The following is a 12,545-nucleotide window of genomic DNA, read 5'->3' as shown; positions in this document are numbered from 1 at the left end:
GTGGCTCGGTCGAGCGCCTCCTACGTCTTTCTCTTTCCCGCTCGCGTCGCTGCCGGTTCGGCTCTCCCCACCCTGACTCTACTCGAACGAACGAGCGTACGAATCCGCCGCCCGCGCCGCCAGGCGGGCGACGCGAATCGGTTCCGGGCGGCCGCCGACGGGGGTGAACGACCGGACGACGTCGTCGGCTTCGTCGGGGTCGAGGCCGACGGCTCTGACGTAGACCGTCTCGTCGTTGACCGTCAGGTCGCGCCGCGCCGGCAGCGCTCGGTAAGTCGCCAGGCGCTGTTCGAGTTCGGTGCCCGAAAACGCATCTTCGAGACCGGCCGCGAGCCCGTCGCTGGCCTCGAAGGTGACGGCCAGAACCGGGCGGGCGGCCGCCTCGTGAATCCGCGAGAGATCGAGGAGGTTGTACCAGGCGGGGGCGACGGCGCCGAGCAGGACGTACCGGACGTCCGGGCGACCCACCTCGTCGACCAGGCGGATCACCGCATCGGTCGCGTCGGTGCCGCCGACGGTACAGGCGTCGTACGCGAGGCCGTCACAGACGCGGTCCGCGCGGACGACGGCGCCGGCGAGCGTGCTCCGATTTCGATCGCGACCGTCGCGCTCGCGGTACGATTCGGCGACGCCCAGCGCCCGCACCCCGGGCTTCATTCGTCGTCGTCTTTGATCTCCTGTAGCCGATCGAGCAGCTCGTCGCTGGTCGCACCGTTTTCGAACTCGATTGTGCCTTCGTGGCTGTTCTCCCCGGACTTGACTGCGTCATCGTCGTCAAAATCAGCGTCGACTTCTTGTTGCTCGGATTCGTCGTAGCTCCCGAATCCCATACGGTGTTCCCTACGCGATTGCGATTGAAAAAGTCCGCGGTTACCAGTTTCGTGGGGTTTTCAAGACCGGAGACACGTTCCGGAGAGGGCCCAGTACCGGTGTGTACCCACCGATCCTCCGAAGTATATATGGATTCTGCCAGGTTATGCGAGCGGGCGCTGTGGCGACGACGATCGGAATGCGGGGTCGATGGCACCGTTTTTGCCGCCGGCCGTCGAGTGTCCGCGTATGGAGGTTTATCACGTCACCGAAGACACGGAGACGTTCACCTGCAACGCCTACCTCGCCGTCGGCGACCGGACGACCCTGGTCGACGCGGGGGCGATGGACGGCGTCGTCGACGAGATTCGCTCGCACACCGACGACCTCGAGGCCGTCGTCCTGACCCACCAGCACGGCGACCACGTCGAGCGACTCGAGAGCGTCGTCGACGCCTTCGATCCCGACGTGTACGCCTACGCGGACCATCCGACGCGGACCCGCGAACTCGACGACGGCGACACCGTCACGATCGGCGACGAGGAGTTCGACGTCGTCTACACGCCGGGCCACGCCGACGATCACGTCTCCCTGGTTTCGGAGACGACGCTGTTCTCCGGCGACGTAGTCGTCCACGACGACGGGGCATTCGACTACGGGAGCTTCGGCCGCACCGACATGGCCGGCCAGTCCCGCGAGCGGCTCATCCAGAGCATCGAGGACCTTCTCGATCGAATGCCAGACGGCGTCGAGCACATGTACGCGGGTCACGGCGACGTCTTCCACGGGGACGTGCGCGATGTCGTCGAGACGGCGCTCGAGCGGGCGGAAAAGCGGGAGCCGAAGTACCCAGACGAGTAGCGGATTTCGGAGGGCGTAGCCGGTTCGACCGCTCGTCCACACTCGCTCTCACTTGCCCTCGTCCGCCGATAGCGCCGCGATAGCAACGCGACAGCGTTGTGACTGCTCGGCGAAACGCGGAAGAAAGTGGATCGAGACGCGATCCGTCGTTGCCGTCGATTATGCGGCGCGGGGTTCCTTCGCCTTGGGGCGAAGCTTCTCGTAGCCGCACTTGCGGCAGCTGTCGGCTCGCTTCGGGTTGCGAGCGTTACAGCGCATGCAGATCATCTTCTCGAGCGTCCGTCTCTCGGCGGCGTCGAAACTTGGCATACCGCCCCGTTAGCCCGTGGTACATATAATCGCTGTGGTCCGTGCGACGGGGCCGACGCCGCCGGACTCCTTCGTGCATTTGCGTCGCCGCCACAACCATTGCATAATAAACACTTAGGGGGAGCCGGCGCGTACGGATCGATAATGGCGACCGACCCCGTTCGGTGGACCTGCGGCCCGCACAACAGCTGGCTCGTGCGCTTCGTCACGTACGCGCCGCACGGTCTCTTGGGCGGCGTCGCCCTCTGGCTCGCTGTCGGCGTCGCCGCCCTCGCCGCGAACGGGGCGGTCAGCGGGTCGACGGTCGCGTTGCTCCTAATCGTCGTTCTCGTCGGCGGCCCGATGTCACTGCTGTACGCCTGGTGGATCGCGAGCTACGGAGCGAACGGTTCGCGATGGGTCGGCAAACTCGTCGGCACGGACCAACTCACGGGCCGCGGGCTCGCCGTCGCGACGGTCCTCGGTGCGTTCGCGATCGCCGGCGGGATCACGATTTCGCCGCGGTTGCTGGCCGCCGCACTCGTCGTCGCCGTCCTGTTGTCCGTGTTCGGGAGTTCACTCGCGGTCGCCGTCGAGCTCGATCCCGTCGCCGGGCGACTCAGAGTCGGTCCCGAATCGCGGTTCGCCGGCGCGACCGCCGTCGACCTCGCCGACGCGACCGGCGCGTGGCACTTCTCGCTCGGGCCGCCGTCGGCCTGGCGAGTCACCGTCCTCCGACGGATTGCGGGCCCGCCGCTGATCGTTCCCATCCCGAAGCGACGCGTCGCGGCGTTCGACCGCGCGCTCGAGCGCGGCCTGGCGGCGGCCCCCGCGTCGGAGCCGGCGACGGCGTCGACGACCCGCCCGATGCGGATCGCGCTGGCCGCGATCGGACTCGGGTTCCTCGGACTCGCGGTCGGCTTCGGCGCCCTCGTCGTACAGACGGGGCAAACGGCCGGCGGGCGGGTGTTCTACCCGATCGTGCTTCTCGCGACGTTCGCCGCGATCGCACTCGGCTACGCCGGATACGAATCGTGGCTGGCCCGCCGCGCCGCGTCGACATCGGACCGGTGACGGCGGTAGCCGGGCGGCAGCAAGCAGGTGAGAGCGGGAGAGCCGGCAGTCGCCGTCGCCAGGCGCCACTCCTCGTCCTCGTTAGCCGAGCCGTCACCCCTCGTCAGTCGAGGCGTCACCCTCGTCCTCGTCGGCCAGGTAGTCCTCCTGGACCGCGACGACTTCGCTCGAGTCCGCGCACTCGCTGTACCGACGCAGGGGTTCCTCGTTGAGCGTCAGGAAGGTCTCGCCCCAGCGGAACGGCTCGAGCAGCTCCTCGGCCCGCTCTCGCTCCCCGAAGATGCAACAGGCGCCGGCGAGGGCTTCGACGGTGGTTAGGCGGAACGGCCGGCCGTAGTTGACCGGATTGGCGGCGACGAGGAAGGGCAGCGCCCGGTGGACGCCGTTCATCCGGAACGACGCCGCCTCGGCGGACTCCCACGAGCAGTCCAGCGCGACCAGCGTCCCCAGGCCGTCCGCGGCGTCGGCCGGCGAGAGCGCCTGGTCGGCGTGGGGGTTGAGGACGACGCCGTAGGGCACCTGCCCCATCGACCGGTAGAGGGTCGCCTTATCGAACTTCTCGAGGCGTCGGGCGGTGCACTTGGCGGGGTCGTCGTCGCCCTCGTAGTAGACGTGACACTCCACGCGAGGGGATAGGGGCGGCCGAGAGAAAAGGCGTATGGAACGCCGGCCGCCGACGCCGTCCCGCTGGCCGACGGCGATGCCACGTCGCTGGTCGACGTCATGTCGCCGGCCGAGGCCGAGACACCGCACCGCCGCTACTCGTCGTGGATCGTCTCGCCGCGGTTGAGCCGCGCGGCGATCGAGAACGTCTGCTCCGCCTGGCGCCGCGTCGGAAAGTGGGCGGCCAGGTAGCGGGCCGTCGCGATCAACGGCACGCGACGGCGCCGCTCGAGATCGATCGCAGCCGCGGACTCGTCCGCGCGGTCCCCCCGTTCCGACGCCCGCCCGTCGCGCGTTACCGCTTGCTCGGCTCGCTCGTCGGCGAGATCGAACTGCCGGAACGCCGCCTCGAGGTTCTGGAGCGTGTGGAAGCCGGCGTCCTCGCGCAGCAATCCATGGCCGAGCGTCCGCTTCAATTCGTCGGGATCACCGCCGCAGTCGAAGTGCTCGGCGACCAGGCGGCCGGCCTCGTTCACCTCGCCTTCGACGTCGAAGGTCGCCAGCAGTTCCTCGCGGATCGCCGCGGGATCGCGGCCGGTCTCGTTGTCGCCGGGGGCGGGAACGGGCGCGGGCGGCGTGTTGAGGAACCGATCGAGGTAGACGGAGAGGGCGGCGTCGAAAACGCCGCGGTAGAGTTCGACCGCGTCCGTCCGCCGCGCGCTCTGGTGGACCGCGTTCGCGTACGTGAACGTGTGGTGGACGGTGTTCCAGTCGCCGAACTCGTTGGCGGTCCCGAACTGCGCGACGCGAGTCGCGGCCGCGTGCGCGACCTCGGCCGCAAGGTCCTCGGTCGACGCTCCGTTGTCGACGGCGGTCGCGAGCGCGTCGACGACGGCTTCGGGGTCATCCGACAGCAGCGTGTCCTGGAACTCGGCGGGCGGCGACCAGTCCCGTCCAGCACCCTCGCCTCCCTCGCTCGCGAGTGCTTCCAGCCTGCTCGTCACCGTCACGTCGCCGCCGTAGGCGTCCTCGAGCAGCGCGACCAGGTCGACTGGCTGGCGCCACGAGGACCGCTCGTCGCTGCGGTCGGCGGTCGCGAGCGGTTCGATCAGGCTCGCCAGCGTCTCGCCGGCGTGCTCCCAGCCGACGTGCTCGAGGCTCTCGAAGGCCGTGTTGGCGAAATCGAGCACGTGCCCGGTCGAGAGGTAGGGGTGGTCGGTCGCGGCGGCGAAGAGCAGTTCGGCGACCTCGGACTCGGACCGGCCCGTCGCGACGGCGGTTCGGAGGCACCGCTCGGCGCCGTCGGCGTCGCGCACCTCGATGCAGTTTCGGAACCAGGCCTTCAGCCGATCGAACGCGACCTCGTCGGTCGAGAACGACGGCTGGTCGAAGTTCGGCGGCTGGTCGGCGCAGTCGTCTGCGACGTGACGAACGCCGGTGTACAGCGCCCGCTTCCGGTCCGCCGGGTCGAGGTCGTCGATCACGTTCGCCAGGCAGCCCAGGATCGTCAGGCCGGGTCCCCAACCCGAGTCCCGGTAGCGGGTTCCGAACTCGAGGGCGGTCGCCATCGGTTCGCGATAGTCGACGCCGGCGTCCAACAGACCGATCGTCGATTTCGCGACGACGAGTCGGAGGTTTTCCTCGAGACCGGTCTCCAAGCGATTCGCCCAGTGCTCGTCGGGCGGCAACTCGCGGGGCGGATTCGGGTTCACGTAGACGGTGCCGTCCCGGATTTCGGTCGGATACGTCCGGACGTCGTCGGCCCAGGGATCGAACGTATCGCCGCAGGAGAGTTCGAACCGCGCGTGGTGCCAGTGACAGGTAAGGATGCCGTCCTCGACGCTGCCCTCGCTGAGGGGAAACCCCATGTGCGGACAGCGATTGTCGACCGCGCGAATCTCGTCCTCGTGGTAGAACAGCGCGATCGCCGTGCCGTCGACGGTCACCAGTTCGCGGGTCGTCTCTCGCAAGTCGTCCAGCGGTACGGCCGCCTGAAATTCGTCTGCCGTTGCCATGCGTGTGATATCACCACACAGGTGCGTAAGCGTTCGCTGAAGTCAAATACTGTAACGAGGCTGAGAAGTCAGCCGGAGTGGCACGCTTTTGGCGTTCGCGACGAAACGTCGGGTATGGATGCGGCCGCCCTCGTCCGACGCTACTACGACGCGCTCGACGAGCACGACTACGACGCACTCGAAGCGGTTCTCGCACCCGAGTTCGTCCAGCATCGTCCCGATCGCACGTTCGAGGACCGCGAGTCGTTCGTCCGGTTCATGCGCGAGGAGCGGCCGAACCCCGACACGCGCCACGAACTCGAGGACGTGATCGCCGGGGACGACCGCGCCGCGGCCCGCGGTCGCGTGGTTGAAGCGGGAGAGCGAGACGACGGTGACGGAACGGTACTCTTCGAATTCGCCGACTTCTTCGACCTCGCGGACGGCCGACTCGCCCGTCTCGAGACCTACTCGCGGTGACGGCGACGCGCCCTCTCGCCGCGGCTCAGGCCGAACAGTTGTTCGGCCCGAGTTCGAGTTCCGTTCGCTCCTCGGGCGGCTCGGACGTCGCGCCGCGGTTCAGATCGATGATCTCCTCGTAGTTCGACGGCTTCTCTCCGGCGTCCGCCATCCGCTCGACGAACTCGTCTTCTTCGAGGCCGAGCAGGTCGATCCCCGTCCGCGCGTCGCGGATCGTCGTCTCGATCGGCTCGCCTGGCGCGCCGTGTGCGAACGCCCCGTCGGCGGTGACGGTCACGTGGCCCGGAAGCACGACGACGTCCTCGGGTTCGGCCAGGATCGTCCGGTGGAGCGTCTCGTAGAGCAGTTCGGCGCCTTTCTCCCCCGCATCCTCGCTGAACTCGAGTTCAGTCCGGCCCGTGGAGTCGACGTGGAGCGTGTCGGCGGTCAATAGCGCCCGGTCGTCGACTAGCAGGGTGATCATCTCGCTGGTGTGGCCAGGCGCGAACACGGCCTTGAGCTCGCGGTCGCCGACTTCGAGCACCTCGTTTCGCTCGAGGGGCGTGTATTCCAGGTCGACGCCGCGTTCGGCGGCCCGCGCACCGAGGTAGTAGGGCACGTCGAGGTCGTCCGCGAGGTCGCGACCGCCCGAGACGTGGTCGGCGTGGACGTGCGTATCGATCACGCCCGTGATCTCGAGGTCCACCTCCTCGGCCGCGATTTTGTACTCGTCGACGTCGGCAGTCGGATCGACGACGACGGCCTCGCCGGTAGCCGCGCAGCCGACGACGTAGCCCAGACAGCCCTTCGCGCGCCGCTGGACCTGAACGATCGTCAGGTCGTCGCCGGCGCCGACGTCGATTTTGGCGTGATCATAGACGCCGCTCCACCCCTTCATGCCGCCCTCGACGGTCGCGACGTCGTACTCGTCGGTCGCCGACTCGAGGCGGCTCGCCAGGTTCCCCGACGAGATGCCCTTCGCGCAGACGGTGATCACGCGCTCGGCGTCCCCGACGGTGTCCCGGAGGTCGTCGAGGCGGCCGTCCAGGTCCTCCTCGGGACCGAACGGGAAGTGGACCGCGTCCGCGATGTGCCAGGCCGCGTAGCTGTCTTCGGGCCTGGTGTCGAGGAGGACGTAGTCCGCATCTCCACTTTCGTCCCCGTTCTCACTCTGGGCCCCGGCCTCGTCCTGCAGTTCCGCGAGCCGCTCGGGCGAGATCGTGGTGACCATACGCACGCCTACGACCGCGACCGACGTAAACGCCGACGCATCATTCGCCACGGTCGCACCGGGAGCGCGTCGGCTACCCGAGACCGCTTGCGCCCGTGGCGGCGCAACGACCGACCGCTGCACGTTCCGCGCGTCGAGAGGGTTCATTTAACTGAGACGCGGGCAAAGGACGGTCATGGCGCTGTCAGATTTCGTCGCCGCCGTCGTCGCCGTCCTGCGTCGTCGCCCGTCCGATATCCTGCCGATGTACCTGCTCGGCGTCGCGCTCACAGCGGTCGTCCGCGTCGTCCCGTTTCTCGCGGTCGCCGTCGCGTACCTCTCGCTCGCGACGACCGGCCGGCTCGCGGCGATCCGGACGCACCTGGCCGATCTCGACTCGCCGCCGGATCCGAACGCCGACCCCGAGGCGTTCGAGGCGTGGGCCAGCGGCCTCGAGCCGGTCGTCGAGCAGTTGCTCACGCCGTCGCTGGTCGCCCTCGCGGGCGTGACGGTCGTCGCGAGTCTCGTCCTCTTCGTCCTCGGCTCCGCCGTCGTCGCCGCGGGCCAGCTCGCGGCCTGCTACGGCCGGCTGCGAAACAACCGCGGACTCGTCGCTGGGCTCGCAGGAGCCCGCCGCTACTGGCCGCGGTTCCTCGGCCTGTTCGTCCTCGAATTCCTCTGTTGGGCGGTCGTCCTCGGCACCGTCGGCGTCGGAACGGCGCTGTTCGCCGGCGCGGCCTCGCTTGCGACCCAGTCCGCGGTGCTCGCCGCCCCCGTCGTCCTACTGGCGATCCCCGTCACGATCGCCGTCCTCGCCGTCGTCCGCGCGCTGTTCGCGTTCGCCCCGGTCGCGGTCGTCGTCGACGACGCGGGCGTCTTCGGCTCGCTGCGACGCGCCGCCGGGTTCGTGCGCGCGCAGCCGGTCGGCGCGGCCTTCTACTGCGTCCTCGCAGTCGGATCGATCATCGCCCTCTCGACGATCAGCGGCTTGCTCTCGCTCGTCGACGTAGTCGCCCTCGGTTCGCTGCTCACGTCGCTCGTCCTGTTTCCGATTCTGGATCTGCTGAAGACGGCGCTGTACTGCGGTCATCGAAACCGCCTGTCCCCGCCGGAGCCGCCGACTCGCTCGGTTCGCGAGCAGCTCCGAACGGGGCTCCGCCGCGGCTGGACCGAACTGACCGCGTTCGTCCGAGCGCGACCGGGAACGCACGCGCTCGTCGTCGGCCTGGCCGTCCTCGGATTCGGTGCCGGCTGGCTGGCCGCCGAGCCCGTCGCCGGGACGTTCGAGACGTCGATCGCGGCCCGCCTCGAGGGTCACTTCCCGCCGGCGGCCGCGATCGAACTGTTCGGCAACAACTGGCTGGTCGCGTTCACGACGGCCTACGGCGGCGTCGCGCTCGCGCTCCCCGCGATCGTCTCGCTGCTTTTCAACGGCGTCTCCATGGGCGTCATCGCCCGCCTCGAGGTCGCACCGACGGAGCTCGCTGCCTTCGTCGTCCCCCACGGACTCCTCGAGATTCCGGCGATCCTGATCGCGACCGCGCTCGGGATCTCCGTGGGCCGGGTTGCCTGGCGGACGTGGCGCGGTCGCGCCGGTCGCCCGGACCTGGCGGACGCCCTCGAACGGGCGTTCTGGGTCCTGATCGGAATCGGACTCCTGCTGGCGGTCGCCGCGGTCATCGAGGGGTTCGTCAGCCCGTATTACTACCGCCCCTTCGTCTGATCGGCCGAATCGGAGAGATCGACGTCGCTACTGGTAGGCGTCGAACCCCTCGCCGAAGACGAGGAAGTAGGCGGTGCCGACGAGCCCGATCGCCGTCGCGATCGTAAAGGCGACCGTCGGATCGCCGGCGAACGCCTGGTCGCCGGTCAGCGGATTCGCGAAGCCGCCCCAGAGCAGGCCGCCCAGCGCCGCGCTCGGGATGACGATCAGGTTCCGCAGGAGGTAGTAGGCGCCGGTCACCCGGCCGCCGGCGCCCCGTTCGGCCGGGCCGACGATCAGGGCCTTGTGGGCGGGCAGGCCCGCGAATCGGAGTCCGGAGAAGGCAAAGAGGAGGGCGAGAACGGCGGCGTCGTCGGGCGCGTTGATCAGCAGGATCGGGAAGATCGCGTAGACCGCGAATCCGAGCGCGACCACGGGCTTGAGCCCGATGTGCTCGGCGGCCTTGGCGACCGGGATCATCGTCAGGAGGGCGACCAGCATCTCGATTCCCAGCAGGATCCCGAAGTACGACTGCGGTGAGAGCTCGACCGCGCCGACCGCCGGCAGGGACAGCGAGAGCCCGACCTCGAGGAAGCGCGTGACGACGAGGACGAAGAAGACGTAGACCATCCCGTTGGCGAAGCGAACGAGCGTGTCCCCGACGAGCAGGGGCCGGAGCTCGGCGGGCATCTCTCGGAGATCGGTGAACAGTTGCGAGACGCCTTCGAACTCCTTGCCGATGTCGTCCGCGTCGGGCCGGTAGAGGATATGTTGGACGACCGTCCCGACAGCGCCGAACGCGACGGCGACGAGCAAAATCAGCTGGAAGGCGGTGACGATCTCGCCGTCGGTCGACCCGAACGGATAGAACAGCGCGGCGGCGAACAGGGGGCCGACGAGGAAGGCCGTCCGGCGGAACGTTTCGGTGCTCGCGAAGCCGGCGGCTAGCTTCGAGGACGGCACCGACTGCTTGACGATCGCGAAGGTCGCCCCGAGTCCGAAGGACTTCCAGGCCTGGGCGAGCACCAGGCCGACGAAGATCGCGAGAATCGCCGGCGATGACGAACCGGCCGTCGCGTCCGCGACCGCGGGCGCGAGCAACCAGATCCCGAAGCCGAGCGTCGAGCAGAGACCGAAGGCGGTCAGGGCGTACCGCGAGCCGATCCGGTCCGAGATCGCCCCGCCTGGATATGGGTAAACGGCGCTGATGACGTTTCCGACCGTCCCGAACAGGCCGACGACGAACGCCGACGCCCCCAGGGCCGACATGTACTCGGCCATGTACCGGTTCGTCATCTGAAACCCGAGGCTGAAGGCGAACATCGCCGCCGAGAGGACGAGGACGTCGCGCTCGAGCGCGAAGAACTGCCGAAACGCGTCCCACGGATCGACCTCCTCTTCGGCCTGCTCCCGCTCGAGGCTCATGGGCGACGGTACGAACCACTCCGGTTTGAAATTTGGTTCATCGGTCGTCGAACCTTCTGGGCCTCGCTGTGGCCTGCGGACTGATACGACAAAGGGAAGGGCTCATTAACTCGTAGTGTGAGTTCAGGACAATGGCTTCGTGGAAGCGGGATTTTGCGAGCGGGCTCGTCGTCCTGGGACCCATCCTCGTCACGCTCTACGCTATCTATTGGCTCTACGGGCTCGTCGCCGGCCTGACTCCCGGTCTCATTCTTCAGGAGGAGGCGCTCGAACCGTTCATTACCGGGACGAGCGACCAGGCCGTCCAGACGCGCGAGCAACTCGCCCAGTTCCTCCGGGTGGTCGTCGCGCTGACCGTCTTCATCATTCTCACGTTCTCGGTTGGCTACCTGATGCGGACGACCGTCGGCGGCCTGGTCGAACGCCTGGTCGACAACGTCGCGAACCGCGTCCCGGTGATCCGGGTCGTCTACAACGCGTCGAAGATGGCCGCCGAGACGGCCTTCGGCGAGCAGGAGTCGCTCCAGAAACCGGTCAAGATCGAGACCTGGGAGGGGCTCCGGATGACGGCGTTCAAGACGGGGAAAGTGACCGACGACGGTCGCGAAGTGCTCTTCCTGCCGACGTCGCCGAACATCACCACCGGGTACGTCATCGAGGTCAAATCGGATCGGATCACCGAACTCGACGAGGACGTCGAGGACGCGCTGACCCGCATCCTGAGCGCCGGATTCGGCGACGCAAATCGCCGCGGCATGGACGCCGGCGTCTCGATCGACGTCGTCGACGAGGCGAAGACGAGCGGACCGAGCGGCGCGGACGACGACTGACCGCCGACATTTCACCTGCGATCTACCGCCTGGCGGCTGCGCCGCACAGCGCGATGTCCCTCGGCAAAGTGCCGATCAAAAACGCTTCACCCTTCGTTTCGAGCGCTTCGCGCTCTCGACGTTGATCGTCGCCCGCTCGCTCGGCCGCCGCCTTCGCTCGCGGCCGGAATCGGTGGCCTTCCCTCCCTCGATCGAGCGCCGCTCGCCTCCTCGCGGCGCTCTTCGAGCCGAGAACGGAAACCGGAGAGAAGAGATCGGGACTCCGTTCGACGGTCGACCGAGCGCCGATTACGTCACTCGAGGTATTCGAACCACTCGTCGTACTCGTCGGTCCGGCGCTCGACGACCTCGAAGAACCGCTGCTGGAGCTCCTCTGTGACGGGGCCGCGGGAGCCGTCGCCGATGACGACGTTGTCGACCTTCCGGATGGGCGTGACCTCGGCCGCGGAGCCGGTGAAGAACAGTTCGTCGGCCGTGTTGAGTTCGCCCCGCGAGATCGAGACGTTGTCGTGGACCGTATAGCCCAGGTCCTCCGCCAGTTCGATCACGGTGTCGCGGGTGATCCCGTCGAGGATCGACTCCGAGAGGCCGGGCGTGTAGATCTCGCCGTCGCGCACCAGGAAGACGTTCTCGCCGGGGCCTTCGGCGACGTTGCCCTCCTTGTTGAGGACGATGGCCTCGGCGTAGCCGTTGCGGCGGGCCTCCTCGCCGGCGAGCATGCTGTTGACGTAGAGACCGTTGGTCTTGGCGTTGGTCGGAATCTGGCTCGAGGCGTGTTTCCGCCACGAGGAGACCATCACGTCGATCCCGTTTTCGAGGGCGTCCTCGCCGAGGTACGCGCCCCACGGCCAGACGGCGATGGCGGTACGGGTGGGGCAGTCCTTGGGGCTGACGCCCAGGGAGTTGTAGCCGTAGAAGGCGACCGGCCGGATGTAACACGAGGTGAGGTCCTGGCGACGGATGAGTTCCTTCGTTGCCTCGGTGAGCTCTGCCTTCGTGTGGTCGATGTCCATGTCGTACGGCTTCGCGGACTGGAAGAGCCGTTCGAGGTGTTCCTCCCAGCGGAAGATGGCGGGGCCCTTCTCGGTCTCGTAACAGCGTGCGCCCTCGAAGACCCCGCTCCCGTAGTGGAGGCCGTGCGTGAGCACGTGGATCTGCGCGTCGTCCCAATCCACGTACTCACCGTCCATCCAGATCGTGTCGACGTCCATCTCGTCGAATCCCATGATCGTGTGTGTTGCAAGCCACTCTACTAAGTGTTCGCGGTTTCGGGATCGAAAATCGCGCTC

The 12,545-nt window shown here is 68.0% G+C and carries 13 protein-coding genes; 5 read left to right on the top strand and 8 right to left on the bottom strand.

What is annotated here, in order from left to right; translation table 11 throughout:
* Positions 1 to 78 precede the first annotated feature (78 nt).
* A complete protein-coding gene (locus BMY29_RS11315) occupies positions 79 to 657 on the bottom strand; it encodes an endonuclease dU (protein WP_049988781.1) in 579 nt (192 codons plus the stop codon).
* Positions 654 to 830 (bottom strand): DUF5786 family protein, encoded by a 177-nt coding sequence (locus BMY29_RS11310; RefSeq protein ID WP_049988780.1) that lies wholly within the window; start codon positions 828 to 830, stop codon positions 654 to 656. The genes BMY29_RS11315 and BMY29_RS11310 overlap by 4 nt, the downstream gene beginning before the upstream one ends.
* Before the next feature lie 229 nt (positions 831 to 1,059).
* Between BMY29_RS11310 and BMY29_RS11305 the strand changes: the two genes are divergently transcribed.
* Complete coding sequence (locus BMY29_RS11305; protein ID WP_049988779.1) at positions 1,060 to 1,671, top strand: MBL fold metallo-hydrolase; 612 nt, start codon at positions 1,060 to 1,062, stop codon at positions 1,669 to 1,671.
* Positions 1,672 to 1,830: 159 nt separating this feature from the next.
* Here the strand turns inward: BMY29_RS11305 and BMY29_RS11300 are convergent, their stop codons facing one another.
* Positions 1,831 to 1,980: a 50S ribosomal protein L40e gene (locus tag BMY29_RS11300; RefSeq protein WP_074854721.1), complete on the bottom strand. Its 150-nt coding sequence runs from the start codon at positions 1,978 to 1,980 to the stop codon at positions 1,831 to 1,833.
* Positions 1,981 to 2,124: 144 nt separating this feature from the next.
* Between BMY29_RS11300 and BMY29_RS11295 the strand changes: the two genes are divergently transcribed.
* A complete protein-coding gene (locus tag BMY29_RS11295) occupies positions 2,125 to 3,033 on the top strand; it encodes a hypothetical protein (protein WP_049988778.1) in 909 nt (302 codons plus the stop codon).
* A gap of 93 nt (positions 3,034 to 3,126) precedes the next feature.
* Here BMY29_RS11295 and BMY29_RS11290 read toward each other — a convergent pair whose 3' ends face one another.
* A complete protein-coding gene (locus BMY29_RS11290; protein ID WP_049988777.1) occupies positions 3,127 to 3,657 on the bottom strand; it encodes a DUF367 family protein in 531 nt (176 codons plus the stop codon).
* Between the two features lie 134 nt (positions 3,658 to 3,791).
* Complete coding sequence (locus BMY29_RS11285) at positions 3,792 to 5,651, bottom strand: Rieske (2Fe-2S) protein (protein ID WP_049988776.1); 1,860 nt, start codon at positions 5,649 to 5,651, stop codon at positions 3,792 to 3,794.
* A gap of 114 nt (positions 5,652 to 5,765) precedes the next feature.
* On the opposite strand from BMY29_RS11285, the gene BMY29_RS11280 reads away from it, so the two are divergent.
* A complete protein-coding gene (locus BMY29_RS11280; RefSeq protein WP_049988775.1) occupies positions 5,766 to 6,110 on the top strand; it encodes a nuclear transport factor 2 family protein in 345 nt (114 codons plus the stop codon).
* 25 nt (positions 6,111 to 6,135) lie between these two features.
* On the opposite strand, the gene BMY29_RS11275 is transcribed toward BMY29_RS11280, so the two are convergent.
* On the bottom strand, positions 6,136 to 7,320 hold the full coding sequence (locus tag BMY29_RS11275) for an MBL fold metallo-hydrolase (RefSeq protein WP_049988774.1): 1,185 nt from the start codon (positions 7,318 to 7,320) through the stop codon (positions 6,136 to 6,138).
* Between the two features lie 175 nt (positions 7,321 to 7,495).
* On the opposite strand from BMY29_RS11275, the gene BMY29_RS11270 reads away from it, so the two are divergent.
* A complete protein-coding gene (locus BMY29_RS11270; RefSeq protein ID WP_049988773.1) occupies positions 7,496 to 9,022 on the top strand; it encodes a stage II sporulation protein M in 1,527 nt (508 codons plus the stop codon).
* A 27-nt stretch (positions 9,023 to 9,049) separates the two neighbouring features.
* Here BMY29_RS11270 and BMY29_RS11265 read toward each other — a convergent pair whose 3' ends face one another.
* Positions 9,050 to 10,426, bottom strand: coding sequence for an MFS transporter (locus BMY29_RS11265; protein ID WP_049988772.1), 1,377 nt, complete (start codon positions 10,424 to 10,426; stop codon positions 9,050 to 9,052).
* A 131-nt stretch (positions 10,427 to 10,557) separates the two neighbouring features.
* On the opposite strand from BMY29_RS11265, the gene BMY29_RS11260 reads away from it, so the two are divergent.
* Complete coding sequence (locus BMY29_RS11260) at positions 10,558 to 11,256, top strand: DUF502 domain-containing protein (protein WP_049988771.1); 699 nt, start codon at positions 10,558 to 10,560, stop codon at positions 11,254 to 11,256.
* 293 nt (positions 11,257 to 11,549) lie between these two features.
* On the opposite strand, the gene BMY29_RS11255 is transcribed toward BMY29_RS11260, so the two are convergent.
* On the bottom strand, positions 11,550 to 12,482 hold the full coding sequence (locus BMY29_RS11255) for a branched-chain amino acid transaminase (protein WP_049988770.1): 933 nt from the start codon (positions 12,480 to 12,482) through the stop codon (positions 11,550 to 11,552).
* Between the last annotated feature and the right edge of the window lie 63 nt (positions 12,483 to 12,545).

Source organism: Natrinema salifodinae (genome assembly GCF_900110455.1).
GTDB classification, from domain to species: Archaea; Halobacteriota; Halobacteria; order Halobacteriales; family Natrialbaceae; genus Natrinema; species Natrinema salifodinae.
This window is presented reverse-complemented; position numbering and strand designations above follow the sequence as displayed.